This is a genomic window from Carboxylicivirga sp., assembly GCF_982718395.1.
Genome location: NZ_CEXQWX010000041.1, coordinates 14,248 through 39,755 on the forward strand (window position 1 = coordinate 14,248; position 25,508 = coordinate 39,755).

At 38.3% G+C, this 25,508-nt stretch carries 25 protein-coding genes and 1 tRNA gene; 20 read left to right on the forward strand and 6 right to left on the reverse strand.

Annotated features, from left to right (window positions below):
- Positions 1–49: 49 nt before the first annotated feature.
- Both AC4MRQ_RS09810 and AC4MRQ_RS09815 read right to left on the reverse strand, forming a co-directional pair.
- On the reverse strand, positions 50–1,600 hold the full coding sequence (locus AC4MRQ_RS09810) for a Gfo/Idh/MocA family protein (protein ID WP_491197493.1): 1,551 nt from the start codon (positions 1,598–1,600) through the stop codon (positions 50–52).
- Positions 1,590–2,084: a DoxX family membrane protein gene (locus tag AC4MRQ_RS09815; RefSeq protein WP_491197494.1), complete on the reverse strand. Its 495-nt coding sequence runs from the start codon at positions 2,082–2,084 to the stop codon at positions 1,590–1,592. Before AC4MRQ_RS09815 ends, AC4MRQ_RS09810 begins: the two co-directional genes overlap by 11 nt.
- Before the next feature lie 631 nt (positions 2,085–2,715).
- Here AC4MRQ_RS09815 and AC4MRQ_RS09820 point away from each other — a divergent pair.
- From AC4MRQ_RS09820 to AC4MRQ_RS09850, 7 genes are all read left to right on the forward strand, one after another.
- Positions 2,716–3,195, forward strand: a complete 480-nt coding sequence (locus AC4MRQ_RS09820) for a DUF2628 domain-containing protein (protein WP_491197495.1) — start codon at positions 2,716–2,718, stop codon at positions 3,193–3,195.
- Between the two features lie 57 nt (positions 3,196–3,252).
- Positions 3,253–3,777 carry a hypothetical protein gene (locus AC4MRQ_RS09825; RefSeq protein ID WP_491197496.1) on the forward strand — a complete coding sequence of 175 codons (525 nt, stop codon included), beginning with the start codon at positions 3,253–3,255 and terminating at the stop codon, positions 3,775–3,777.
- Positions 3,778–3,801: 24 nt separating this feature from the next.
- Positions 3,802–4,179: an RDD family protein gene (locus tag AC4MRQ_RS09830; protein ID WP_491197497.1), complete on the forward strand. Its 378-nt coding sequence runs from the start codon at positions 3,802–3,804 to the stop codon at positions 4,177–4,179.
- A 47-nt stretch (positions 4,180–4,226) separates the two neighbouring features.
- The gene (locus tag AC4MRQ_RS09835) at positions 4,227–4,709 is read left to right on the forward strand and encodes a hypothetical protein (RefSeq protein WP_491197498.1); all 483 of its coding nucleotides are present in this window, start codon (positions 4,227–4,229) and stop codon (positions 4,707–4,709) included.
- Between the two features lie 27 nt (positions 4,710–4,736).
- Positions 4,737–5,498 (forward strand): hypothetical protein, encoded by a 762-nt coding sequence (locus AC4MRQ_RS09840; RefSeq protein WP_491197499.1) that lies wholly within the window; start codon positions 4,737–4,739, stop codon positions 5,496–5,498.
- A gap of 66 nt (positions 5,499–5,564) precedes the next feature.
- Positions 5,565–6,101, forward strand: a complete 537-nt coding sequence (locus AC4MRQ_RS09845) for a hypothetical protein (protein ID WP_491197500.1) — start codon at positions 5,565–5,567, stop codon at positions 6,099–6,101.
- A 15-nt stretch (positions 6,102–6,116) separates the two neighbouring features.
- Positions 6,117–7,397, forward strand: coding sequence for a M28 family metallopeptidase (locus AC4MRQ_RS09850; RefSeq protein WP_491197501.1), 1,281 nt, complete (start codon positions 6,117–6,119; stop codon positions 7,395–7,397).
- A gap of 281 nt (positions 7,398–7,678) precedes the next feature.
- On the opposite strand, the gene AC4MRQ_RS09855 is transcribed toward AC4MRQ_RS09850, so the two are convergent.
- Together AC4MRQ_RS09855 and AC4MRQ_RS09860 are read right to left on the reverse strand one after the other, a co-directional pair.
- Positions 7,679–7,876 (reverse strand): hypothetical protein, encoded by a 198-nt coding sequence (locus AC4MRQ_RS09855; RefSeq protein ID WP_491197502.1) that lies wholly within the window; start codon positions 7,874–7,876, stop codon positions 7,679–7,681.
- Between the two features lie 198 nt (positions 7,877–8,074).
- On the reverse strand, positions 8,075–8,290 hold the full coding sequence (locus AC4MRQ_RS09860; protein WP_491197503.1) for a hypothetical protein: 216 nt from the start codon (positions 8,288–8,290) through the stop codon (positions 8,075–8,077).
- Between the two features lie 119 nt (positions 8,291–8,409).
- Between AC4MRQ_RS09860 and AC4MRQ_RS09865 the strand changes: the two genes are divergently transcribed.
- On the forward strand, positions 8,410–8,817 hold the full coding sequence (locus AC4MRQ_RS09865; protein WP_491197504.1) for a hypothetical protein: 408 nt from the start codon (positions 8,410–8,412) through the stop codon (positions 8,815–8,817).
- Positions 8,818–8,960: 143 nt separating this feature from the next.
- On the opposite strand, the gene AC4MRQ_RS09870 is transcribed toward AC4MRQ_RS09865, so the two are convergent.
- A tRNA-Arg gene (locus AC4MRQ_RS09870) sits at positions 8,961–9,032 on the reverse strand.
- A gap of 517 nt (positions 9,033–9,549) precedes the next feature.
- Between AC4MRQ_RS09870 and AC4MRQ_RS09875 the strand changes: the two genes are divergently transcribed.
- Entirely contained in the window at positions 9,550–9,951 is a 402-nt protein-coding gene (locus tag AC4MRQ_RS09875; protein WP_491197505.1) for a hypothetical protein, read from the forward strand.
- A gap of 67 nt (positions 9,952–10,018) precedes the next feature.
- Positions 10,019–11,068 carry a 3-oxoacyl-ACP synthase III family protein gene (locus AC4MRQ_RS09880; protein ID WP_491197506.1) on the forward strand — a complete coding sequence of 350 codons (1,050 nt, stop codon included), beginning with the start codon at positions 10,019–10,021 and terminating at the stop codon, positions 11,066–11,068.
- Between the two features lie 46 nt (positions 11,069–11,114).
- Here the strand turns inward: AC4MRQ_RS09880 and AC4MRQ_RS09885 are convergent, their stop codons facing one another.
- Positions 11,115–12,314 carry a 3-oxoacyl-ACP synthase III family protein gene (locus tag AC4MRQ_RS09885; RefSeq protein WP_491197507.1) on the reverse strand — a complete coding sequence of 400 codons (1,200 nt, stop codon included), beginning with the start codon at positions 12,312–12,314 and terminating at the stop codon, positions 11,115–11,117.
- Between the two features lie 643 nt (positions 12,315–12,957).
- Between AC4MRQ_RS09885 and AC4MRQ_RS09890 the strand changes: the two genes are divergently transcribed.
- From AC4MRQ_RS09890 to AC4MRQ_RS09935, 10 genes are all read left to right on the forward strand, one after another.
- Positions 12,958–13,719, forward strand: a complete 762-nt coding sequence (locus AC4MRQ_RS09890) for an enoyl-CoA hydratase/isomerase family protein (protein ID WP_491197508.1) — start codon at positions 12,958–12,960, stop codon at positions 13,717–13,719.
- A 26-nt stretch (positions 13,720–13,745) separates the two neighbouring features.
- Complete coding sequence (locus AC4MRQ_RS09895) at positions 13,746–15,077, forward strand: 3-hydroxyacyl-CoA dehydrogenase family protein (RefSeq protein ID WP_491197509.1); 1,332 nt, start codon at positions 13,746–13,748, stop codon at positions 15,075–15,077.
- Positions 15,078–15,080: 3 nt separating this feature from the next.
- Entirely contained in the window at positions 15,081–16,346 is a 1,266-nt protein-coding gene (locus AC4MRQ_RS09900) for a thiolase C-terminal domain-containing protein (RefSeq protein WP_491197510.1), read from the forward strand.
- A complete protein-coding gene (locus tag AC4MRQ_RS09905; RefSeq protein ID WP_491197511.1) occupies positions 16,343–17,491 on the forward strand; it encodes an acyl-CoA dehydrogenase family protein in 1,149 nt (382 codons plus the stop codon). The genes AC4MRQ_RS09900 and AC4MRQ_RS09905 overlap by 4 nt, the downstream gene beginning before the upstream one ends.
- 24 nt (positions 17,492–17,515) lie before the next feature.
- On the forward strand, positions 17,516–18,259 hold the full coding sequence (locus tag AC4MRQ_RS09910; RefSeq protein WP_491197512.1) for an electron transfer flavoprotein subunit beta/FixA family protein: 744 nt from the start codon (positions 17,516–17,518) through the stop codon (positions 18,257–18,259).
- A gap of 17 nt (positions 18,260–18,276) precedes the next feature.
- The gene (locus tag AC4MRQ_RS09915) at positions 18,277–19,254 is read left to right on the forward strand and encodes an electron transfer flavoprotein subunit alpha/FixB family protein (RefSeq protein ID WP_491197513.1); all 978 of its coding nucleotides are present in this window, start codon (positions 18,277–18,279) and stop codon (positions 19,252–19,254) included.
- Between the two features lie 17 nt (positions 19,255–19,271).
- Positions 19,272–20,534, forward strand: a complete 1,263-nt coding sequence (locus AC4MRQ_RS09920) for a 4Fe-4S dicluster domain-containing protein (protein WP_491197514.1) — start codon at positions 19,272–19,274, stop codon at positions 20,532–20,534.
- A gap of 24 nt (positions 20,535–20,558) precedes the next feature.
- The gene (locus tag AC4MRQ_RS09925) at positions 20,559–21,347 is read left to right on the forward strand and encodes a (Fe-S)-binding protein (RefSeq protein ID WP_491197515.1); all 789 of its coding nucleotides are present in this window, start codon (positions 20,559–20,561) and stop codon (positions 21,345–21,347) included.
- A 37-nt stretch (positions 21,348–21,384) separates the two neighbouring features.
- Positions 21,385–24,678 (forward strand): methylmalonyl-CoA mutase family protein, encoded by a 3,294-nt coding sequence (locus AC4MRQ_RS09930; RefSeq protein ID WP_491197516.1) that lies wholly within the window; start codon positions 21,385–21,387, stop codon positions 24,676–24,678.
- Positions 24,679–24,901: 223 nt separating this feature from the next.
- Positions 24,902–25,508, forward strand: a 607-nt coding sequence (locus tag AC4MRQ_RS09935; RefSeq protein WP_491197517.1) for a PCMD domain-containing protein, incomplete at its 3' end; no start/stop codon positions are given.

Below are 25,508 nucleotides of genomic sequence, written 5' to 3' on the forward strand. Positions count from 1 at the left end.
TCATGTTAAATTCAAGTAAGGTGATTAATAATGATTTTATTAGGGTAAATTAGAGTATTTGCTCTTTATCAGCATCCCAGTAAACCTTGCGATTTTCACGATAGGCGATAGTTGCCATGTGGGCTGTTATGGCTTCTTCAAATGCCTGATCAATATCACAACTGGGTTGTTTGTTTTTTCGGATTCCATTCAACCATTCTTTAATATGCAAGTGGGCTGTATTGACACGTTTGCCCCGCACATGGGTATAAAGTAATCCCCGGCTGGCAAAGTACTGCTCGGTTGCTGAACTGTATCCATCCAATGTATTTCTTCCAGGTTGATAAGTAATCATTGGTTTATCAGATGAAATAAGACCGGTATCCAATTGTTTGCGGTATTGCGTAGAACGATTATCCGGGAAAACCTCCAATGTATTCTCCATCTTCATTGTAGCATCGTGTCCCATCAGTACCTTGCCACGGTAATGGTCGTTGGCTAATGATGCACTGTACATTAATGTCAGGTCACGATCAGGATATTCAAAAACAGCCTGGAATACATCAGGTACTTCGCGTCCGTCTTTATAATAATATATTCCTCCTGAAGCCACTGCCGAATGCGGTATTCCCAATTCCATAACGTGATTAATGGCATCGTACTCATGGGTGAGTAAGTCTCCTCCTAAACCTGTTCCGTAATCCCACCAGCAACGCCAGCGGAAAAATCGTTCCGCACTAAACGGATGCGCATTAGTAGGTTCTATAAACTGTTTCCAGTCAATGGTATTAGGATTGGCTTCGGGATGGATGGGATACACCCATGCACCGTTTGGATCGTTTCTGTTGGTACAAACTTCAATCAGGGTTATTTGGCCTAACACATTTTTATCAATCAGTTGTTTGGCTTTGTTGAAACTTGCTGTTTGTCGTCCCTGGTGACCCAATTGAAAAATTACGTCAGACTCTTTGACAGCCTTACGTAATGCAAAAGCTTCGTCTGCCGTTCGGGTAAGACCTTTTTCAATATAAATATGCTTGCCTGCTTTAGCTGCGTCAATTCCCATTTGTGCATGCCAATGGTCGGGTGTTGCAATAATTACCGCATCAATATCGGGCGCTGCCAATAGCTCACGGTAGTTTTTATATCGCTTCACACTTGATGATGCCTTAGTTAAATCAGTTAATTTATCTTTGTTACTCGCCGATAGCAAGGCATCCTTGGCATTGACTTCGAAAATGTCGCATATTCCCCTGATCTCAATATTCAGATCATCCTGAGCCATGAAATCACCGTATCGTGTATCATTTTTATTGACCTGCGATTGTTTATGCCAGTGATTTAATGTGTTCGGATGAGCAAATCCTGCAGCTTCAAGTAAGTATCTGCCTCGCCCTCCAGTACCAATTATACCGACTCTTATTGTTTTTCCATCTGACCCGGCTAACGGTTCAGGATCATCATACAGGTTAAGACCTAGTTCTTTTGCTATATTATAGGATTGCTCTTTTTGGTAATTAATCTTTTTAAGTAAAGCATAACCAAATGCTCCCAATACCGGAACAGTAGCAAGTGTTTTAACGATGTCCCTTCTGGAATAGCTTCGCTTATTATCTTCCATAAACGTTCTTTTTATTAAATATCAGGCGGTCAATGCCAATGACATGACTGGTTGGAATGGCATAAAGCACTATTAAGAGAAAAGTAAATATCAGATTTTTGTCTACCCATAATGCTTGTTCTGAACCAAAAAGCAGTTGTTGGGCCTCGATTGTAGGAGGGTGCGCCAGGTAATACAGAGAGACCAATAGAGCTCCAAAGGCTGCTGCCAATCGGGCAAAAGTGCCTGTTATTAATCCCAAACCTATGGCAATTAAACCCCATACATTCAGGAAGTTTACTATATCTAAAGTTGTTGGGTTGTCGGCCATGTTAATAAAGAGGTTCTTAAGAAAACCTTCAGAACTTTTAAGAAAGCCAATGGCACTCCAGTTGGGATTTAGCAGTTTAACAAGCCCCTCGTAAAGGAAGTACCAACCAAGAAGAACACGAACCACAACTAACGAATATAGCTGTAGTTTGTTTGGTTGAAGAGATTTATTCATTGCTTTTAATTTGTTTATTTATTTGATTCCACCCAACAAAATAAAAAGAATAAAATCTCTGACAAAATAACTGTCTATCAGATTGTCCTATCTATTTATTCTACCAATTCTTTGAACATCTGTCTACCAGTTTACTCCTAAAACCTTCAATGTATAGCGTGCTATCTTAGCTTATGGCGCACCATTAGATATTGGATGAATAGCAAATTTGTAATATCTATAATTGCTAATGCCCCTTCACCAGATTAATTATGCAGATGATCAAGTTATTTCAATCGTTAGCCAATATTTTTAATGATTTTATCAACATAATGATGATCATTCCCGATAAAATTATATTTTAGCATACACTAATCGGAGATTAAAGGCGCCTATAGCAAAAATGAATAATAAGCTTAACAGGTGCACGAGTGAACGCAAGTGGGATCATGTGTTAGGGATTGAACCATTACTTTATGGTTAAACCCGCTTTATTTAAACATTATAAATAATGCATTCACTTATTTAGTTTGAAATGTGAAATTAGTTGATAACCTAGAGCATATAACTATATGTTGTTAGAAATGAGTACGTATGAAACAATATACACGAAGCAAATATTACATTCTCTTACTTTTAAAATGATCTAAAAATGCTAACTGATGAAAAACGAGAGTTATACAATAATTTTTACCAAAATAGTTCTGACTATTATATCAGACAGATGGAATTATATTATGAAAATGGGCGGTGTTCCTTTAGTCCTGCAGCATTTTTCTTAGGGATCGTTTGGATGGCCTATCGTAAGATGTACACAACCATTTTTATTATTGCAGGTATTATCTTTCTTGAGGCAGCAATTCAGGAGCTTCTGCTCACTTATGAAATAATTTCAATGAGTGCATATGAAATAATTGATAAGCTGAGCATGCTCATTTGGGGGATAGTTGTAGGTGCTATTTCCAATCGTCTCTATATCAGGCAGAGTATACGTAAGATGAATAAAATCTTAGAAGAGCATGATGATGAGGAAAGAATTAATTATGCTATTTCAAAAAAAGGAGGTGTCAATTGGTATGCTCCTAATATTATAATTGTCTTAATAATATTGCTCTTAATTATTGGAGTGTAATTACGAAAGCAGTTTTACTTTTAGAAACATACGAACTTAATAAAGTATCTCAGTCCAGTGACCGATAAAACCCAAATATTAAAAACTTTTGACAACACCCGTTTAATGGATGTTATCAAAAACTACCGGCAGTATGATTACGATGAAGAAACAAGACAAAGTGCCTTAGCAATTCTTCAGGAGAGAGGGATTAGCGTAGAAGATCTTAAATTGACAGGTAATTTCGAAAATCAGCAATTCAATGAAGCAGAAGCTTGTTATAGATCTTTCTTTAAAAACTCACTTATAGCCCTTGTATTTTATATCTCAATTTTAGTTATTAGTTCGCTTATCTCTGCTATTACGTTTGAATCGCTTCTCACTTTTTCTATAACCATTATCTTATCCTTATTGAGTATTCTACTCTATATGATGTTTCTGATTAGATCTTTTCTTGATCACAATAGGCTGTATAAATTAATTGGCAATGAATATAAAACCTGCAGTGTCACCATATATTACTTACTGGGAGTACCACTGTACCTGATATTCTATTTTGTATTCAAGAAACAAATGTATGACGAAATGAAACAGATAAGATAACTGCTACACCTAACTTTAAAACTGATGATCATACCAAACAAAGGCCTGCGTATATTAAACTTTATTATTGACTTAATTGCAATTGTTATAATTAATGGTGTCATAACCAATCTGATTCCTTTAATTAATCAACCGGAAATTACTATATATCTGTGTTTCTTTTTTTATTATCTGCTATTTGAATCAGTAAATGGCAGAACTATTGGTAAGTTGATAACCAATACAAAGGTGATTGACAGAAGCTATTCAAAGCCTGGTTTCTGGAGAATTTTCTTGAGAACTATAATGAGACTAAATCCTTTTGACTGGATGTCATATCCGTTTGGATTTGGTAACGGGGCACATGATCAATTATCGGGAACAAAAACCGTGATTGCCAAATCACAAAGTAAAACTCTATAGCTTTTTAATAGATCCTACATTTTAAAGAATATTCTAAATAACTAACAATGAAAAATTTCCTTTTTGTTTTAGCAATCTTAAGCCTTGTAAGCTGTTCGCATCGCATTGTTCGGCATGGTTATCAAACCGACAAATCAGCATATAAATCATGTGATGTAATCATTAATAAGAATATAGCTGTTAACGATTCACTGCAGAAAGTGGGGGAGATCGTACTTGGAGAAACTGGATTTTCAACTTCATGCAGCGAAGCACATGCGATTGAAATACTTACCAACGAAGCCTGTGCTATAGATGCACATGTTATTAACATCACTGAGGAAAAAAGACCTGACCTGTGGAGTAGTTGCTATCGTTGCACGGCTGAATTTTATCAATACAAAAGTGATATGACTCCACTTAGAAGTGATGAATATTATAAAGCAGAACATGTAAATACGCGGGTTGAACAAGATCGACAACAAAACACTGTTGTTACAATAATTGCGGTTGTTGCCGGCTTTGTTTTGGGATATGCACTGTTTCAATAAACTTCACCTAATCAAAAAACTTTTCAAATGAATGAACCATTTATTTTAGTCGTTATAGTTGGTATTGCTGCCATCGCCCTTTTTGCTATTTTTTATAATAAAAAGGCAGTTATCAAGCGAAAGCTTAAAAATGCAGAGTTAAAACGACTGAACGAGTTTAGAGATGGCAATGTTGCAAGGGTAGTAGGAAAGGTAGAGTATACAGACGAACCGTTAATAGCTCCTTTGTCAGGACGTGAGTGTGCTTACTATTATGTAATTGTTGAGCAAGAGAAATCATCGGGTAATAGCTCTAGCTGGCACACTTTAATTGAAGAAGAGGTTGCTGGTGATTTTGTTATTCGAGATGATTCTAATTATGCCTTAATAAATAGCTGTAAAATCAAGAGTTATATTGTTCAAGATCGCAATTACAAATCCGGTTTTTTAAATGATGCCAGCCTTAAGCTTGAGAAATACCTCAATAGCAAAGGTCATGAAAGTGAAAACATGTTAGGCCTTAATAAGACACTGCGTTACAAGGAGGGTATATTGGAAAAAGGAGAGAGGATTGCAGTTTATGGAAAAGGTGTTTGGCAGAGCGCAACAGCTCTTGGACTGCACGAAAAGTATGGACGAGTTCTGACCATCAGTTCTAACGACGATGAAAAGGTCTATTTAAGTGATGATCCTGATACTACTCATGCAACTACTGAGAAAACCAACATGAAACGAACTAGTAATACCTATGGTGGTGCTCAAAGTCGATATTTTGAAAAAGCCAATGATGAACGGTTTTATAAGAAATAAGCATTAATGGATGAAAACTTAAAGAACTAATAATTTAATTAACGATAACCTCCCAAACCTAACCGCATGAAAAGCTTTTTAAAGAAACTCAAACTAATAAGACACCTTCAAACTGAACTCGATATCCAAAAGCATGAGTTTATCAGAAGGTTAAAGCAAATAGTTGACGAAGGAGAAAACGGTTCCTTGTCCGAAACTTTCGATAGTTTTTCTTCCAGTAAAAGCGAATATAAAGGCTATGTGGATAATAGAGGCTTTAAAATTAAGAGAAGAAGGAAGCTGCTAGATGTGAATATGAACCTGGCAATGGCTGAAGGGACCTATCATCAATCTGGCGATAAATTGATTATCAAAACCGAGATCAATGGATTTCATGGTATGATGATACCTTTTTACATTATTGCCATTTTATTTTATTGCATATTCATCGGAATCTTTCTTGTTGTGGAGGATATGGAAGCCAATATGCCGCTTTTCTTTTTTCCATTTATTCTCGTTCATGCTATTTTTATGCTTGGAGCTCCATACCTGATTATGCGCAGAAGCACAGTCCGTTTAAAGCACGAACTAGAACGGGAATTTTATTATTTAACTAAAAAGTAATCACCATTGTCAAGTATGTATAAATCGATTTTTCTTTCCATCATCGCTTTTTTATTTGTACATGTTAAAGCACAAGATGTTGACTATGCAAGGAATGTTGTTAAAACTCTTTCATCTAAAAAATTTAAGGGTAGGGGTTATGTTGGTGATGGTAATAAAATTGCAGTGCGATACATTAAAAAGCAGTTTAATTCTATCGGTTTAAAATCATTCGGTGATAACTACGCTCAACCTTTCCATGTTGAAGTCAATACGTTTCCATCTGTTATGACATTGAAAGTTGACAGTGTTGAACTGGTGCCCGGTCAGGATTATATTATTGATCCGTTGTCTGCATCAATAAAGGGTAAGTATCCGCTTGTACATATTAAAAAGCACGAATTACTCGATGAAGAGAAGTTTAAATCCACTCTTAATTCATCTGCTGGTAAGGTTCTGGTAATTGATGAAATAGATTTTCATCCAAAAGATAAAGAACAGGAACGACAGGCCAATGAGCTGATAAAAGTCCTAAAGTATAACCCAAACGTGCCATTTGTTTCTGTCATTATCAATACCAATAAAAAACTGACTTGGAGTACTGCTACTCAGCAAGCCTCCAAACCTTCATTCACTGTCAATTCAAAGCTGGATTTTAGCAACACGAAAAATGTGGAGATCTATGTTGATGCACGGTTAATTAATTTTACAACTGAAAATTTGATCGGATATATCGAAGGAACAACCTATACCGATTCATTTCTGGTAGTTACCGCACACTACGATCATCTCGGACAAATGGGCACTGACACCTATTTCCCTGGAGCAAATGATAATGCCAGTGGTATTGCAATGCTTTTAAGCCTGGCAAAGCATTTTCAGGAGTATCCACCCAAGTATTCCATCGCTTTTATTGCGACGGCAGCCGAAGAAATAGGTTTGTTGGGAGTTAAGCACTTTGTTAACAATCCTCTTTTTGATCTGCAAAAAATCAAGTTTCTGGTTAACTTTGATCTGGCCGGAACAGGTGACGAGGGCATTAAAGTTGTTAATGGAAGTATTCATCAGAAACAATTTAATGCCTTGAGTCAAATCAACAGTGAAAACAATTATCTGGCTTCAGTGCAAAAGCGGGGTGAAGCCTGTATTAGCGATCATTGTATGTTCCACGAAAAAGGAGTGCCATGCTTTTACATATATACCTTGGGCGGCATACAAGCCTATCACGATATTTACGATCGTAATGAAACGCTTCCGCTAACAGAGTTTGCCGATTACAATCGTCTTATGATCGATTTCTTTAACAGTTTTGAATAAAAACAAAAGCACAAACTCTAATTACAAACCATACTTTCAATCATAAACTATTTTGGGTGCCAGAAAATCGCATAGCACAGTTGTTCAGGGGAAGTGCAAAATCATTATAGTGCTTCCCTTTCAATGATATGTCAACCCTTGAAATCCAAACCCAATAAAGCATACCGGTTTGTTGGGTTATATTCCTAAGATTTTCTGTTTCGACCCCAATACTCTTAAAAAGACGAACTCTTTTGGTCGTTTTTACAAAAGTGAAATTTTCACCTATCGTTTATGTGTGTTTAGCTGTTTTCTGCCTCGTCAGGGTACTGATCATGTTTAGCTGGTTGTTTAAAAAAACTTTCAATAAAAATCCGTTCATTAAGTGCTATGTTCAGATCTTCATATGCCGTATTAACATCCAATATAGCTTTCTCCCACTCGCGTGCATTGTTAATATGGTTTGCATTTTTACGTATTGTTTTATTGTCGCTTCCCATAATTATTTCTGAATTATGCTCTGACGCCTATTCTTTTTCCAGTTTGCCTGAAAACAACATTCTTATTCTGATCGGTCAACGTTATTTTGATATTAGTATGCCAAAGGCAATAGGATTACTGGAGACTTTAGTGTTTTATGTTGCTTAATAACAACTGCTAAAAAAGTCAATCATGTAGGCAAGGGTCAGTTTTATACGCTATAGTGAATTGATACGGTTAACCTTTGATTTATTCTCAGGAGCAAGTTCTTGTGCCCAATCTATTGCAGCATCTATTATGGACGGACTGTCAATATCGCCTCTTAAGGCCTGATATACTGCCGATTCACTTTTGCCTGTTCTGCTTGCTAATTCCTTCCTGTAGTGTCTTGGAAGTTTTGATCTTAATTTCTGTAATGCTTCTTTTGTCATCATCTTTTACTATTGTATTACTGTTATATAAATGTTATTTTGCTACCGATAACCACTGTAAAATACCAAAATAAGTTGGTTTTTGCCAAATTATTTTGTCATTATTTTTATATATCTATAATATGTCGTTGAGTATCAGGATTAAAAATGTTATTGATAAGTATTCAAAGAATCCTTCGCAATTTGCTAAGCGAATTGATTTTAATTCTGAAACAGTAAGAAAAGTTTATATTGGTGATACTCAGGATCCCAAAAGTTCAATGCTAAACGCAATACTCGAAACATTTCCCGAAATCGATGCCTTATGGTTAATGACAGGTAAAGGAGAAATGCTAAATACAAATAAAACTTATCTGGCCAATACCGATGCATACAATATGGTAGCTGACGAAGGAGAGTTATGTGTCAGGTGTGCTCAGAAAGATGGAAAAATAGCTCAACTCATTCAGGAAAAAGAAAACCTGACAACCAGGTTAGAGAAGCAGGCTGAAGAAATTGGACGTTTAAAAGAATTGATGCGCAATAAATAGCATTTGTATTGCTCAGACAGATTAATGATTCCTTGTCAAAGCGTCAATTTACAATTACATTATTACCGGTAGTATAATTTTTAGGGGTAGGGCATCTAAAGCTAAATGGTATAAAAAATCCTCCTGACAATCAGGAGGATTTGTGACCCCGGCGGGAATCGAACCCACATCATAGGAACCGGAATCCTACATTCTATCCATTGAACTACGAGGCCTTGCGGTGCGCAAATTTAGAAAATTATTTTAGTATTCTTGTAGTTCATACTTATAAAAGCTTGTTCTCTGTTGCGAAAGATCTGAAATAAAAACTAAGTTTCAATCAATCATGCTTTTATCCAAATATATAACAAAATATTAGCGAAATCTCTTATTGCATATTATGGTTTCAGCTCCGATTTTGATATTTCACTTTTAGGAATCTTATAATGTACGCTATAATATCGAATAATATGAAGTGTTTGCTAAAGACTCAGGATTGAAAGTATCAAAGCTTCATATCTTAAAAAAGATGCTTAATAATAGTCTAACAGTGCAAATCAATTAAAATCAATAAGTGTATCTATGAAGTTTAAGTGAATCAGTACTTTACTTAAGAGTTTATGATGTATTTTTTATATTCAATCAATTAAGTACCTGTAATATTAAAATTAAATAATCAAAAAAAATATACATAAATGAAACAAAAAACATTGTACGGTGTATCATAACGCGTATAAATCAAAAACTAAAAAGATGAAAAAAGTAATTGCATCAAACACTAACTATGATTTGAGTGTTGATTCGGAAAAAAATCGACTACACATCGCATGTAAGGGTTTTTGGGCCAAAGGAGAGATCGTTGATCAGTACATTGTTGATCAAAAAGAGGCTATCAATTATCTGAAGTCAGGTTTTACAGTTGTTGCTGATATGCGCAACTTTAAGACTTTACCTTTAGATTTAGTAGAAAAGCAGCAGAAATCTCATATGGACCTTGTAAATGCTGGTATGTTTAAAGTTGCTGAAATTCTTCCTCAAAGTGCTATTGCAAAAAGCCAATTGAATAAGGTTACAGAAACATCAAGTATGCCAAATATGCAATTTGCTGAAATTTCAGAAGGTGAAAGCTGGTTGGATGCCCAATCAAAGAACTAATTTTTGTTTAAATTGAGCCCTGCCATACAGCAGGGCTTTGTTTTGCCTTAATAATTCAGGATTCAATATGAAAAAAGACCGTAGCATATATTTATCAGACTCAAAAGTTGTTACTCCCTCAGTGCCGGTTGGTATTTGTGGTGTCGGAACTTATTTGCCATCAATGAAATTGTCAAACGATGATTTCAAGTATGTTAGGCTTTCCGAAGATGAAAAACATTTTATTGATGAGGTGGCTGGGGTAAAAGAACGTCATTATTCTGGTGACGAAGGAATTAATGAAATGGCTATTAAGGCTGCAAAAGATGCTTTGACAAATGCGGATATCAGTTCTAAAGAGATCGATCTTGTATTGGTAACAGGTGCATCAAAAGATATGAGTCGGTTGACTCCTCCTAATTCAACCATCATTCAAACAGGTATTGGAGCAGAAAATGCCGCAGCTATAAATATTGATCAGGGATTTGCCGGAATGATATACACGGTTAGTACTGCCGCAGCCTATATAGCCAGTGGATTCTACGATACGGTGTTGGTGGTTGCTTCTGAAACAATCCTGAAAAATACCTTAAGCGATAGTATGAAAGCTTTGCTGGTTGGTGAAGGTGCAGGTGCTTTTGTGCTACGAAAAGTTGATGAAGGATTTGGTATACAAGGTATACATCTGAGCTCGTGGGAAATAGAAGACGAAGCGGGATATGTTAAGGTGATGGGAGGAAAAGGAAGCTTATTTGACGATAGTTACAGTATAAAACCTTTTTTTACTGTTGGTCAGGGTAGTTTCGAAAAACACAGACTGCGAACAGAGCAGTACATACCCAATTCAGTTAAGCAAGTTTTGAAGCATCTGGACAAAAGCAAAGATGAAATCGATCTGTATATTTTTGGACAGAAATTCAGGGGGCTAAGCGAAGCGTGGGCAAAAAATATTGGTATCGATTATTCTCAGGTGCACGATACCATTTCTTCAACGGCATGTATTGAAACAGCCAGTATGCCAGTAATCATTACCGATGCAATGTGTAAGGGTAAGCTAAAACGTGGCGATCTGCTTATGTTATCAGATTTTGGTTCAAACTGGGCCGTAGCATCAATGGCAATACGGTGGTGTATCTAAATTAAATAAGGGATGAAATCCAAATAGACAACATCCCTTTGATTTCTTAATTACAATTTGCTATCAATTGAGCTGGTACTTTCATCACTAGTGCGATGTGGTTTTCACCAGCTCCGGAAGAAGCAATTAGTAAATTATCTCCTGCTTTAATCTTATTGTTTTCGATAGCTTCAAGAAGATTAACACCTGCGCTGCATGTGGCGATGTTTGCGTACTTCTCAAAAGTTTCAAAGAACTTCTCTTCTGGTATATCAATGGCTTCGCGCCAGGCATTTCCGGCCCATGAAACTGGTTGATGAGTAACGAAAAAATCGATATTGTCAATATTATAATCTATTTTTTCAAGCGTTTGATCAACAGCATGCTTAAGATCCGATTGGGCATTTTTAGCAATACGCTTTAATGATTCCTGGTTAAGGAATGTTACAAAGTGCTGCTTGCAATCTGACCCTAATTCAGGCTTTTTAAACAACATTGGAGAACGCTCAGCAAATACAACACCATCGTGTCGGTCGCCATGACTATTTGAGAAAGAACTTAAATAACCTTCTCCTTCTTCAACACTTGTTATAATTCCAGCCAATGAAGCATCTCCTGTGTCAACACTCCAATACGTCGATTTGTCGTTAATGATGCTGTCAAGAATACTGCTGACAATTAATACTTTCTTTTTAATTCCGGTTTTAACCATAGCTGTTGCAACTTCCATCATAGTTACGAATGTCGAACAACAGGTATCAACAGAGTATGCTCCGGCATTTTTTAATCCAAGTTTTTCCTGAATTAAAGAAGCATTTGTCGGAAGAGGTCTGTCTGGTACTTGTGAATGCGATAAAACAAGATCAATTTCATCAGGATCAATACCTGCATTAACAATTGCAAGCGCTCCGGCTATCGTTTCGGCGTCAGATGGTAACATAGGATGAGGCACTACAGACTCCTTTACAGAACCAGGATCCATTGGTACACGTCTACGCTCTGTTGTTCCCTGGAAAGGGTTTGCCTGTTTCTTTTCAGGAAGACTCTTCACCCAGGCATCATACCACGGTTTACTTTCCCATCCGTCATAGTTTGTTTCTATGTCGCCAGGTAACTTGCCAGTGCTTTCTATTTCATTAATGTACCATTCATGCAAATTTGTATGCTTTCTTAAATACTTAACGAGTTTTTCTACTTGATCTTCCTTTAGTTCTTTAGCTGGCAGATATCCTCCCAAGCTAATTAAGCCGACAGATTTGTTTTCCATTATTTTGTGTATAAAGTGTTATAGGTAAAATAACCTAATTGTTAGTTAATAGTATCAATAAAAATATCATTCTAATATGAATTTAAGGACGGTCACATGTAAATAATGACAAAAATCATGCTTTAAAAAATGTGCTACATAGTGTGTTTTTTGATCTATAATTCTGAATAAGAGTGGTTTGATGTCTTATTTATATTGTTTAAAAAATATAATCATATGTAGTCTATGCTGTGAATTGAAATATGTTCCTTGTATTATATTATTATATGATAATGGGTTGTTAAAAATCTGATTTTTATAGTTTTAACTGATTATAAGCATATCTATATATTAATATTCCTTTTACTTGCTTATGTTTTTACATTGAATGAGATGTCGATCCCTTAATACATGGAATATTCATTGAACTAATCCTAAGTAAATATTTATCGTCTAACATGATTGGTTATGCGCAGTGATAAATTGTTAGTGTTTGTGTGGATGTAAAGCATTAAAAGTTAACTGCTCACATTAAAAATGGCTTTTTAGGTGAGGTTGCAATTTGAAAGTGAGTCTCGAGATTTTTGAATAAAATTTCAAAAAAGACATTGATATCTTAAAATGGATTACATAACTTGAATAGCAATCTTTTTTAGGATAAAATATGAATAGCCTCACTTACACAGAAACAGAAAAAATAGCCATCGTTACGTTTTCGCGTCCCAAGGCTCTAAATGCCATAAACAGCGAAATGCTCACAGAATTGAATGGTGTACTTGATCGTATAGAAGCTTCTGAAACAATCCGTGTAGTAATATTAACGGGTGAAGGAAAAGCCTTTATTGCAGGTGCTGACATCGCAGAAATGAAAGGGAAGACAGAAGCCGAAGCTTTGTCCTTTTCAAAACTTGGGCAGGACGTAATGCGACGAATTGAAATGATGTCATTACCTTTTATAGGTGTTCTTAATGGTTTTGCACTGGGTGGAGGGCTTGAGATGGCTCTTTGCTGTAGTTTTTTGTTGGCATCAGATACAGCTCGCTTTAGCGCTCCCGAAGTTAATTTGGGATTAATTCCCGGATTCGGTGGAAGCCAGCGTTTAAGCAGAGTTATAGGCCTGAATAATGCACGTTATTATTTATACACGGCCAATATGTTTACGGCACAGGAAGCTTTACGCATGGGATTAGTGCAGGCAGTATTTTCGATCGATGAGCTAATGCCTAAAGCAATGGATATAGCAAAACTGGTTGCTTCAAAAGGACCAACTGCATCCAGATCTTTGGCACCTGTTATAAACAGTGGCCTCGATAGAGGTTTTGAAGTTGGCTGCGAATCTGAGCAGCAAATGTTTGCTTCATTATTTGGTGCTGAAGCACAGGAAGGTATGTCTGCCTTTTTAGAGAAAAGAAAACCTCTTTGGTAAACCCGAAAAACAAATAAGATACTTTTATGAGTCATTTAGATCGATTTAGGAACATCAGTGTGCTTGGTGCCGCCGGTAAAATGGGAAGCGGTATCCTGCTTTTGAATGTATTGCACTCAGCAAAACTGATGCATCATGCTCCTTATATTGGAGAAACTTTTGTGATTAATGCCATTGACCAAAGTTTTGAACGATTGCAAGGCTTAATGGACTATCTCAAAGTCCAATTACAAAAATGGGCAGAAAAGAATATCGTCGAATTACGAAAGTTATATGTGAACCGGGCTCACCTAATTGATAATAAGGATATCATCGAAGCCTTTGTCTTTGAAGCTTTGTCGATGGTTAAACCTACCATTAATATGGAGGCTGCTTACCATTCAACTTTAATCTTTGAAGCCATTATCGAAGATGAAAACATTAAGGCCGGCGTCCTGAAAAATATTAACGATAACAACCCGAACAGCCCATACTTTCTTACTAATACAAGTGCGATTCCTATTAAGGTGTTAAATGATAAAGCAGGTTTGGATGGACGAATTATAGGCTGTCATTTTTACAATCCGCCGGCTGTTCAGAAACTGATTGAAGTTGTTGAGCTTGATCAGGCTATTCCTGAATTAGCAAAGATTGTTAATGGTTTGGCTAAGCACATGAATAAATTAATTGTACCAGCCAACGATATTGCAGGTTTTATTGGTAATGGATTCTTTATGCGCGAAATAATCTACGCTGTCAATCTACATAACTCATTGCTTAAGGAGTTGAGTCCGGCTGAAGCTTTATTAACAGTTGATAAGCTTAGCCATGAGTTATTGATTCGACCAATGGGAATATTCCAGTTGATGGGATATGTCGGAGTGGATGTTTGCTCTTTAATTATGAAAGTCATGAATCGACACTTGGATGAAGAACTACAATGTCCATTTCTGGATGATTTACTTTCAAGTGGCATCAAAGGAGGACAAAATGCAGATGGTACACAGAGAGACGGTTTCTTTAAGTACCAAAAAGGAAAAGCTGTTGAGGTTTTGGATATTCCATCATTAAAATACATTGACATAAAAACATTAGCACCTCGTGTTGATGAATTTCTATCCGTTCAAACAAAGGTATACAGCTGGAATCAGTTGAGTCGTTCAAAATACAAGGAGCAACATATTAATGAGTTCTTTACGCAATTGAAAGCAGAGAAAAGCAAAGGAGCTCAATTAGCTAAGGATTACTTGTTGGCGATGAAAACAATTGCTGAGCAATTACTTACAAATGGAATTTGTGACTCAACAGAATATGTGAACGATGTAATGAAAAATGGCTTCTATTATTTATATGGGCCGGTTAATAATTTTATCGATTGAGTTATGCAAAGACGAGTATTTATAGTAGCTGGATATAATACGGTTTCTCTTGGAAGTGGACGTTCGGAGTTTAATCCCAAAAAGAAAAATCCCGGATTAGAACATTATATTCAGGAGGCCGGAAGAAAAACACTGGAACAAATAAAGGGTGCAGTTAATGTAGACGAGAGCGTTATTGGCAATTTTATGGCCTCGCGATTTAATAATCAGGCTCACCTGGCTGCTTTTATTCCATCCATCGATCCTGAGTTAAAATACAAACCATCGGTTAGGGTCGAAGGAGCTTGTGCATCCGGAGGTCTGGCTGTAATGACTGGAGTTAAATCCATACTGGCAGGTACAGCTGATGTTGTACTGGCTTTAGGAGTTGAAGTTCAGAATACGGTAAAGGCCATGTACGGAGCTGATTACTTGGCACAAGCTGACTTTTATAAGAAACGGAAAAACGGCCATGCGTATTTTTTTCCGGGAAAGTTCAGCGACAGGGCAGGAGCCTATGCTAAAGCCTGGGGTGAGGAATACATGCGCAAAGGAATGGCAAAATGGTATGTCAACTGTATTGAAAATGCAAGACTGTGCGAAACGGCCCAGGAATATGAAAATAAAAACGAACGTCTGATGGAAACCGGTCTTTTACCACCTGATGGCAGTCGTTTTGTGGATAACCTCAATTATACCGATTGTTCCAAAGTGTCGGATGGAGCTTCGTCTATCGCTATTGTTTCAGAAGAAGGTCTGAAAAGATGTGGAGTATCCATTGAAGATGCGATAGAATTGGTAGGCTTTGCTCAGGCAGAAGACAATATTATGGAAGAGCCGGTTGACTATTTAGAACTAAGCACCACAAAAGCAGCAGTGCAAAGGGCCATGCAAATGGCAGGTATTTCAAAGGAACAACTGGCAACTGTTGAAACACACGATTGTTTTACTATAGCAGGGGTATTGGCTACAGAGGCCATTGGTTTTGCTGATAAAGGTAAAGGAGCAGCATTTGTTGCAGAAGGAAACACAGCGCGCAATGGCTCCATACCATTCAATACTACTGGTGGATTGATTGCATGGGGACATCCGACGGGTGCAACAGGCGTTCATCAGGTAGTCACAATATGGGAACAACTGACAGGTAAGGCAGGAAGTGCCCAGATTGAAATTCAAAATGATAAACCTTATGCATTAACAGTCAATATGGGTGGTAATGACAAAACAGTTGTAAGTATGGTGTTTAAAAAAGTAATTAAGAAAATAATCTCCCTAAGCCAATTAAAATGAATTTCCAATTAACAGAAGAGCAAATAATGATTCAGCAGGCAGCGCGTGATTATGCGCAGCGAGAGCTGATTAACGATGTCATAGAACGCGACGAAAAAGCCATCTATCCAACAGATCATATCCGTAATCTGGCCGAACTGGGCTTTCTTGGTATGCTGGTCGATCCGAAATATGATGGAGGAGGTATGGATACCGTTTCATACGTTCTGGCAATGGAGGAAATTTCAAAAGTGGACTCCTCGGTTGGCGTTATCATATCAGTGAATAATTCGCTTGTATGCTATGGAATTGAAAAGTACGGAACAGAAGAGCAAAAAGAAAAATACCTTAAGCCACTGGCAAGAGGGGAAATAACAGGTGCCTTTCTGCTTTCTGAACCGGGAGCAGGTTCTGATGCAACCTCGCAACAGACGAAGGCCATTGATATGGGCGATCACTATCTCGTAAATGGCGTCAAGAACTGGATTACCAATGGAAATACAGCATCGGTTTATTTGGTAATTGCTCAAACAGACCAAAGCAAGGGTCATCGGGGTATCAATACACTTATAATAGAACGTAATGCAGAAGGCGTTTCGGTAGGGCCACATGAGAATAAAATGGGAATGCGAAGTTCCGATACCCATTCTGTACAATTCACAGATGTGAAAGTTCCCAAAGAAAACCGGATTGGTGATGATGGTTTTGGATTTAAGTTCGCCATGAAAACCCTGGAAGGTGGACGAATTGGTATTGCTTCACAGGCATTGGGAATTGCATCCGGAGCCTATGAACTGGCACGTAAATATGCAATGGAACGAAAAACCTTTGGTAAGGAAATAATCAAGCATCAGGCAATTGCTTTTAAATTATCCGATATGGCCACGCAAATCGAAGCCGCCAGGTTTCTTTGTCTCAAAGCTGCCTGGCTGAAGGATCAGGGACAGCCTTATGGTGTCGCCAGTGCAATGGCAAAACAATATACTGCAGATATGGCAATGCAGGTAACCACCGAAGCTGTTCAAATTCATGGAGGATATGGATACGTTAAAGAGTACCATGTTGAGCGTATGATGCGTGATGCCAAGCTGACTCAGATTTACGAAGGAACATCCGAGATTCAGAAAATCATCATTTCCCGCGCTATTGAAAACGAAGATATTTAATTTTTATATAAAAACAGGAGAACTATGCGTATACTGGTTTGTATGAGCTATATACCCGATACAACTACTAAGATTCGCTTTGCTGAGCAATCAACTAAATTAGATGATACGGGCATTCAGTGGGTAATTAATCCATGGGATGAATTGGCACTGACACGTGCTGTTGAGTTGAAGGAGGATTCCTCTTCACCGGTTACTGAGGTTGAAATCGTGATGGTTGGTGGTGTAAGGTGTGAACCAACTTTAAGAAAAGGATTAGCTATTGGGGCAGATAAAGCTGTGCGGATTGATATGGAGCCGCTTGATGCCTTTCAAACAGCCAGTCAGTTAGCTGGATATATTAAAGGTAAAGAGTTTGGTTTTATCGTTTGCGGGATAGAATCAGGTGATTATAATGAGGCTTCCGTCGGTGGTATGTTAGCCGAATTACTCGATTATGCATCAGTATCCTCGGTATCATCCATTCACTTTGATGGCGATGAGCCAATCTATCAGCGCGATGTGGCAGATGGTAAGGAGCAGCTGAAGGTGCATGGCCCAACCGTTTTGATTGTACAAAAAGGATTTGCCCGTGTACCCAAAATTCCCAATATGAGAGGAATAATGACAGCACGTAGCAAACCCCTTGAAGTGAAAGAAGCAATAGATACAGCTCCTTTAGTTGAGTTTGTCGAATACAATTCTCCTCCTGAAAAAGGGAAAGTGAAACTATTAAATGATCCGGCCGAACTGGTCAATAGTCTGAGTTCTGAAGCTAAATTGATTTAAAACCTAAACCTTAAGTAATGTCGATACTAGTATATATCAGAAATGTTAGTGGTAAAATTAAAAAACAGAGCCTTGAATTAACAGCCTATGCCAAGGCAATGGCGGACTCTACAAATTCAGAAGTAACTGGAGTAGTCATTGGTGAGATAGATGATGATGAATTGCGTAAACTTGGTCAGTATGGAATGACCAAAGTTCTAAAGGCAGGTGATTCCAGGTATAATCAGCGAGTCAACCGCGTATATACACGCATTGTGGAACAGGCGGTACTGCAAATAAATGCTCAATACATTTTGTTTCCTGACAATGCACAAGGAAAGGCAATTGCACCTCGTTTATCAGTCAGATTAAAAGCTGGTTTTATTCCGCAGGTGTTGGATCTGCCATCATCTTATGAACCTTTCTTGGTAAGTAAGCGAGCTTTTACAGGTAAAGCGATAGCCAAAGTTAAAGTTATGACCGACCGGAAGATACTAACACCAATGCTTAATAGCTTTGGGCTGAAAGAATCTCCTGGTGAAATTCAGATAGAAGCCTTTGCACCAGCTATTGAAGAGCCGGAATCAAGGTTAGAAATTGTCAAAAAAGAAATGAGTGCAGAAGGTGTTCAGCTCGCTGATGCCGATATTGTTGTAAGCGGAGGTCGCGGATTAAAAGGCCCTGAGAATTTCAAGATGATTGAGGAACTATCAGAAACATTAGGTGCAGCAACGGCATGTAGTCGTCCCGTAGCCGATGATGGTTGGCGGCCCGCGGATGAACATGTTGGTCAGACGGGAAAAATTATTTCACCTAATATTTATTTTGCAATTGGTATCTCAGGTGCCATTCAGCATGTGGCGGGAGTAAGTGGAGCAAAATGCATAGTAGCAATAAATTCAGATGCCGATGCACCCATCTTTGATGTGGCAGATTATGGCCTGGTTGGCGATGCACATGCCATTGTTCCAGAACTGAATGAATTATTTAAAAAACATCTGGCAGAAAACAAATAACAGCAAAACGAAGGCTTATGCTACAGGTTCTCTTTTCATTGGTTTTATTATTGACGATCGTTTTTTTATTTCGTTCATTCAGGCGATTAAAAGTCAACTTTAGCAGAACTAAAGACTCTCAATTTGATGGTCAGGTTGGAAAACGCCTGAAGCTGACTGCACAAGTAGCTCTTGGACAGACAAAAATACTACGAAAGCCTATCATTGGACTAATGCATGCTCTTGTTTTTTGGGGATTTATTGTAATAACCATTGGTAGTCTGGAAATGGTAATTGACGGACTTACCGGACAGCACAGAGTGTTTGGTGCCTTAGGAGTTGCCTATGATGCTATAATTGCCAGTGGCGATGTTTTTGCTTATATCGTGCTTCTTGGTATTCTGGCCTTTTTATTTCGTCGTCTGGTTATGCATATTCGGCGTTTTGAAGGAATGGAATTAACTAAAGCTAATAAAACAGATGCCAACATTGCTCTTGGTTTTATATTGTTGCTGATGGTATCACTTATCGGTTTAAACATTACTGATCTAAAATTGCATACCCTTGATTTGGCAGGTTTCTATCCGGTTAGTGAAACAGTGGCGCAATACATTGAACTTAACAAAAATTCACTTAAGCTGATGTACCATATCTTTTGGTGGTCACATATTTTGTTGATTTTCATTTTTGCTAATTATTTACCTTACTCCAAGCACTTTCATGTGTTTATGTCGGTGCCCAATGTTTTTTTCAGTAATCTTAAACCATTGACTTATCTACCTTCCATGCCAGAGGTTAAAAAGGAGGTGGAATTAATGCTGAGTGGAAATGCATTTGATACAACAGCCCAATCAGAGCCCGCCCGTTTCGGAGTTAAAGATGTTGAAGATATTACCTGGAAAAACTATATGGATTCGCTAACATGTACGCAATGTGGTCGTTGTACAGAAGTGTGTCCGGCTAATATAACAGGAAAGGTATTGTCGCCGCGGAAAATCTTTGTCGATATCAGAGCCAGAATGGAAGAAAGATATCGGGAGAAGAATGCCTCAGGGAAATTTTTACTAGGAGATTATATTTCAAAGGAAGAACTATGGGCCTGCACCACATGTAACGCCTGTGCAATGGAATGTCCGCTAAATATCAGTCACCCCAACCTGATTGTGGATATGCGGCGCTACCTGGTACTGGAAGAAGGCGATGCGCCGGATGAATTAAATGCAATGTTTGCTAATATCGAGAATAATGGTGCTCCCTGGAAGTACTCAGCAGAAGACCGGTTAAAGTGGACTGAGGCCTGATGTAATAATTTTAAATAAAATTTGATGACGAAAATAAATGTACCGATAATGGCCGAGTTGAAGGCCAAAGGACATCAGCCAGAGTATCTATTTTGGGTAGGATGCGCTGGTGCTTTTGATAAACGTTACCAAAAAGTAACAAAAGCATTTGCACAAATACTCAATGCAGCCAATGTAGATTATGCAGTTCTGGGAACAGAAGAGACCTGCACCGGCGATCCGGCAAAACGGGCCGGCAATGAAATGCTATATCAGATGCAGGCCATGCAGGTTATCGAAATGCTCAATGGTTATGGTATTAATAAAGTAATTTGCACCTGTCCACACTGTTTTAACATCATCAAGAATGAATACCCTGAATTGGGAGGGCATTACGAAGTCATTCATTACTCTACTTTTCTTCAGGATCTGCTGGATAACGGTGCAGTTAAAGTGAAAAAAGAAATACTGAAAAATAAGCGTGTTACCTTTCACGATCCTTGCTATTTAGGCAGAGGGAATGGAATTTATGAAGCCCCCCGTAAAGTCCTGAATAATATCACTGTTGACTATAAAGAAATGAAGCGGGCAAAAAGTTTTTCGTTGTGTTGTGGTGCTGGTGGTGCACAAATGTTTAAAGAAACCGAGAAAGGTAATAAAGAAGTGTATGAGGAACGAACCTCTGATGTTTTAGCTACTGGAGCTGATATTGTTGCTACCGCTTGTCCGTTTTGCATGACAATGCTAAGCGATGGGATTAAATTTGCAGGTAAAGATAGTGAGGTAATAAATCTGGATATAGCGGAGCTCATTGCTCAGAATATGGAAATTTAAGTCTGGCATTATGGATACAGTATATAAATCCAAAAATATGATACGAATCGTTACTGCGACCTCTTTGTTTGACGGACACGACGCAGCGATTAATATTATGCGCAGAATAATGCAGGCATCAGGAGCCGAAGTGATCCACTTGGGGCACAACCGTTCTGTATCAGAAATTGTGGATTGTGCCATCCAGGAAGATGTGCAGGCGATTGCTGTTACCTCCTATCAAGGAGGGCATATTGAGTTTTTTAAATATATGTACGATCTACTTCAGGAAAAGGGAGCTGGACATATAAAAATATTCGGAGGCGGAGGTGGCGTTATACTACCCGATGAAATAAAAGAGCTTCATGAACACGGTATTGCAAGAATCTATTCACCAGACGATGGACGAGTAATGGGTCTACAGGGAATGGTGAATGAAGTGTTGTTAAAATCGGATTATAGCTTGCCAAATGTTGAAGATGCTAAAACGTTACCTGATTTTGAAGAGACGCTTAAATTAGCCCGTTTCCTGACCTTTATAGAGAATGAAAAGCATTCAGCAGACGATATAAATTCAGTTGCGAAAAGCAAAGACAAGAATGTGCCTGTGATTGGTATTACAGGAACCGGTGGAGCAGGGAAGTCGTCCTTAATAGATGAGCTGATCAGGCGTCTGGTGACAGATGCACCAGATATGAAGGTTTCCATCGTATCCATTGATCCGAGTAAGCGCCGTTCCGGAGGAGCACTTTTAGGTGACCGTATACGTATGAACAGCATTCACCATCCGAACGTTTTTATGCGCTCAATGGCAACCCGCGATGCAAAACAGCCAATAGCTCTGCATCTAAGTGATAGTGTTGCTTTATTAAAGGCAGCTGGTTCTGATTTAATTATTCTTGAAACTTCAGGTATTGGTCAGGCCGATTCGCAGATTATTGATTACTGCGATCTTTCGCTTTATGTGATGACACCTGAATTTGGTGCACCATCGCAATTGGAGAAAATTGACATGCTCGATTTTGCTGATTTTGTTGTAATTAACAAATCTGACAAACAAGGAGCCCAGGATGCGTTGCGTGATGTAAAAAAACAAATACAACGTAACAGAAATTTATGGGATCAATCAGTGGATGATATGCCCGTTTACCTTACTAATGCATCTCATTTTTATGACAAAGGTGTCAATGAGTTTTATCAGTCATTAAAGTCAGCACTTTTAGAAGCCTATCCACAATTACCGGTTCAAAGAGGCACAATTCGACAAAAAGAAGCCGAGATGAATGTTATTCTTTCACCTGATCGTGTGCGTTATCTGTCCGAGATTTGTGAAACGGTTCGGAAATATAATCGTGAAACTGAGGAGCAATCCACTATAACTGGTAAATTATATGCTTTAACGCAAAGTGCGGAATTATTGCGAAAGAATGGAGAAGACACTTCGGCCTTGGAAAGCGAAATAGAGCGTCATGAAAAACTGCTTAATGCAGAGAATCGTGCTTTGATTGATCAGTGGGATGCAATTTTAAGAAATTATAGCGATGAGCATTTTACATTTAACTCCAGAGGGAAAAAGATAAAGGTTAAAACATTTACAGAGTCTTTATCACATATGCGGATACCAAAAATAGCCGTTCCCGGGTATAAAAACTGGGAGGATATTTTAAGGTGGCAATTAAAGGAGAATTTTCCCGGCAAATTTCCTTTTGCAGCAGGTGTCTTTCCATTTAAACGGGAAAATGAAGACCCAACAAGAATGTTTGCCGGTGAAGGAGGTCCTGAACGAACAAACAAAAGATTCCATTATTTATCTGCAGGTCAGCTGGCCAAACGCCTATCTACCGCATTTGATTCAGTGACACTTTACGGCGAAAACCCAGATAAACGACCAGATATCTATGGAAAGGTGGGCAATTCTGGTGTTTCAATCGCTACACTGGATGATGTAAAAAAACTCTATTCTGGTTTCGATTTATGTCATCCCTTAACATCAGTAAGTATGACCATCAATGGTCCCGCACCTGTATTAACGGCATTCTTTCTGAATACAGCAATTGATCAGCAAGTTGAAAAATACTTTTCAGAAAATAAGCTTGACGAAGATGCCCTTAAAAAAGATGAGGTAAGTTACAATGCTCCAATGCCTGAAGGTAACAGTGGATTAGGATTAAAGCTTTTAGGTATTCCGGGAAATGAACTATTGGATGAAACAATTTATTCTAACATTAGGAATAATGCATTGAATGCGGTACGAGGAACCGTACAGGCTGACATTCTGAAGGAAGATCAGGCTCAAAATACCTGCATCTATTCGGTAGATTTTTCGCTAAAGATGATGGCCGATATGCAAGAGTATTTTATTCGAAATCAAGTCAGGAATTTTTACTCTGTTTCCATTTCGGGTTATCACATTGCCGAGGCAGGTGCAAATCCTGTAACCCAATTGGCTTTTACGCTTGCCAATGGTTTTACTTATGTGGAGTATTATCTTTCGAGAGGCATGCACATCGATGATTTTGCGCCCAACTTATCTTTCTTCTTTTCCAATGGAATCGATCCCGAATTTTCGGTAATAGGAAGGGTGGCACGCCTTATCTGGGCCAAAGCCATTAAGCACAAATATGGAGGTAGTGAAAAGTCTCAGAAACTTAAATACCATATTCAAACCTCAGGTCGATCCTTGCATGCCCAGGAGATCGAGTTTAATGATATTCGTACAACCCTTCAGGCTTTGTATGCTATTTATGACAATTGTAACTCGTTACATACCAATGCGTATGATGAGGCAATTACTACTCCTACCGAAGAGTCTGTCAGACGGGCAATGGCCATCCAGCTAATTATCAATCGTGAATTAGGTCTTGCAAAAAATCAAAATCCATTGCAAGGCTCGTTTATTATCGAAGAGTTAACCGACCTGGTTGAAGAAGCAGTGCTATTAGAATTTGAGCGAATTAATAGTCGGGGTGGTGTATTGGGAGCTATGGAAACAAATTATCAGCGCAGTAAGATTCAGGAAGAATCGCTGCACTATGAGCGGGTCAAAAATAGCGGAGAACTACCGTTGATAGGGGTTAATACATTTCTTTCAAGTATGGGATCGCCAACCATTCTACCGCGTGAAGTAATTCGAAGCACAGAAGAAGAAAAGCAGCATCAATTGACATCGCTTCAGCAATTCCATTCAAGACATACCGAAAAAGCAGCAGAGAAGCTGGCGAGGTTAAAGGAAGTAGCGTTAAGCAATGAAAATATTTTTGAAGAATTGATGGAGACTGTTAAGTATTGCTCGCTAGGGCAGATTACACAAACCCTGTATGAGGTAGGAGGTCAATATCGAAGAAATATGTAAGAGTCTTAATTCCGCAAGCGGAATTTTACAGCCCGCAGATAATGCTGATTTTCGCTGAAAATAGTTTTATCTATTTCGGTGAATGAAAATCTACGTGAATCTGTGTAATCAGCGGAAAAGAGAAAAAAATGCGAATCTTAGGAAGTGAATCGTAATTACGAAAATCTTTGTTGGCAAGGTAATTGATACCGGACATCTAGATTATTTCTTAATGAAGTGTTTTATGCGTAATAAGATTATTGTATTAGCCTCCTTCTTATTTTCCTTAACTATGTTTGCTGGAATGGCTCAGAAGCCTATTGAGCATACTTTCGATGCAAATGGACAGATCCCTTACAGTAACTTAGATAGCTGGTGGTCACGCAATGTCAAAGAATCACGCTTATTGGGAGGAAAGGAAGTCATTTATTCCGAACCAGGACCAAATAATGAAGAGTACCAGAATATTGAGAGCACTTTGGAAGAGCTTACACCTTGGGCAACGTCAAATGTACGTGCCGAAGTCGGTGTTGCTGCAGCTAACCAATCAGTCTACAAGGAAAAAAGAGGCGATGGATATTGCGCTCGCCTAGAAACCAATTTAAAGAAAGTGGTTGTGTTGGGTATAATCAATGTGAAGGCAGTTGCATCGGGCAGTATCTTTCTTGGTCAGATGGAAGATCCTATTACCGATCCAAAAAATCCAAGACAAAATACATTGATGGGAATTCCATTTACAGAGGCTCCTAAAGTCTTATCGTTTGACTATAAATTACATGTTGGGCAAAAACGGCAGAAAGCCACCGGAGGTTTTCGGTCATCTCCATGCCGACGTGGACCTTGGCGGTCTG

Bases quoted from the DNA above. Each gene is read 5' to 3' on its own strand.
- AC4MRQ_RS09810 (WP_491197493.1), bottom strand. From the start codon at position 1,600: ATGGAAGATAATAAGCGAAGCTATTCCAGAAGGGACATCGTTAAAACA.
- AC4MRQ_RS09815 (WP_491197494.1), bottom strand. From the start codon at position 2,084: ATGAATAAATCTCTTCAACCAAACAAACTACAGCTATATTCGTTAGTT.
- AC4MRQ_RS09820 (WP_491197495.1), top strand. From the start codon at position 2,716: ATGCTAACTGATGAAAAACGAGAGTTATACAATAATTTTTACCAAAAT.
- AC4MRQ_RS09830 (WP_491197497.1), top strand. From the start codon at position 3,802: ATGATCATACCAAACAAAGGCCTGCGTATATTAAACTTTATTATTGAC.
- AC4MRQ_RS09835 (WP_491197498.1), top strand. From the start codon at position 4,227: ATGAAAAATTTCCTTTTTGTTTTAGCAATCTTAAGCCTTGTAAGCTGT.
- AC4MRQ_RS09840 (WP_491197499.1), top strand. From the start codon at position 4,737: ATGAATGAACCATTTATTTTAGTCGTTATAGTTGGTATTGCTGCCATC.
- AC4MRQ_RS09845 (WP_491197500.1), top strand. From the start codon at position 5,565: ATGAAAAGCTTTTTAAAGAAACTCAAACTAATAAGACACCTTCAAACT.
- AC4MRQ_RS09850 (WP_491197501.1), top strand. From the start codon at position 6,117: ATGTATAAATCGATTTTTCTTTCCATCATCGCTTTTTTATTTGTACAT.
- AC4MRQ_RS09855 (WP_491197502.1), bottom strand. From the start codon at position 7,876: ATGGGAAGCGACAATAAAACAATACGTAAAAATGCAAACCATATTAAC.
- AC4MRQ_RS09860 (WP_491197503.1), bottom strand. From the start codon at position 8,290: ATGATGACAAAAGAAGCATTACAGAAATTAAGATCAAAACTTCCAAGA.
- AC4MRQ_RS09865 (WP_491197504.1), top strand. From the start codon at position 8,410: ATGTCGTTGAGTATCAGGATTAAAAATGTTATTGATAAGTATTCAAAG.
- AC4MRQ_RS09875 (WP_491197505.1), top strand. From the start codon at position 9,550: ATGAAAAAAGTAATTGCATCAAACACTAACTATGATTTGAGTGTTGAT.
- AC4MRQ_RS09880 (WP_491197506.1), top strand. From the start codon at position 10,019: ATGAAAAAAGACCGTAGCATATATTTATCAGACTCAAAAGTTGTTACT.
- AC4MRQ_RS09885 (WP_491197507.1), bottom strand. From the start codon at position 12,314: ATGGAAAACAAATCTGTCGGCTTAATTAGCTTGGGAGGATATCTGCCA.
- AC4MRQ_RS09890 (WP_491197508.1), top strand. From the start codon at position 12,958: ATGAATAGCCTCACTTACACAGAAACAGAAAAAATAGCCATCGTTACG.
- AC4MRQ_RS09895 (WP_491197509.1), top strand. From the start codon at position 13,746: ATGAGTCATTTAGATCGATTTAGGAACATCAGTGTGCTTGGTGCCGCC.
- AC4MRQ_RS09900 (WP_491197510.1), top strand. From the start codon at position 15,081: ATGCAAAGACGAGTATTTATAGTAGCTGGATATAATACGGTTTCTCTT.
- AC4MRQ_RS09905 (WP_491197511.1), top strand. From the start codon at position 16,343: ATGAATTTCCAATTAACAGAAGAGCAAATAATGATTCAGCAGGCAGCG.
- AC4MRQ_RS09910 (WP_491197512.1), top strand. From the start codon at position 17,516: ATGCGTATACTGGTTTGTATGAGCTATATACCCGATACAACTACTAAG.
- AC4MRQ_RS09915 (WP_491197513.1), top strand. From the start codon at position 18,277: ATGTCGATACTAGTATATATCAGAAATGTTAGTGGTAAAATTAAAAAA.
- AC4MRQ_RS09920 (WP_491197514.1), top strand. From the start codon at position 19,272: ATGCTACAGGTTCTCTTTTCATTGGTTTTATTATTGACGATCGTTTTT.
- AC4MRQ_RS09925 (WP_491197515.1), top strand. From the start codon at position 20,559: ATGACGAAAATAAATGTACCGATAATGGCCGAGTTGAAGGCCAAAGGA.
- AC4MRQ_RS09930 (WP_491197516.1), top strand. From the start codon at position 21,385: ATGATACGAATCGTTACTGCGACCTCTTTGTTTGACGGACACGACGCA.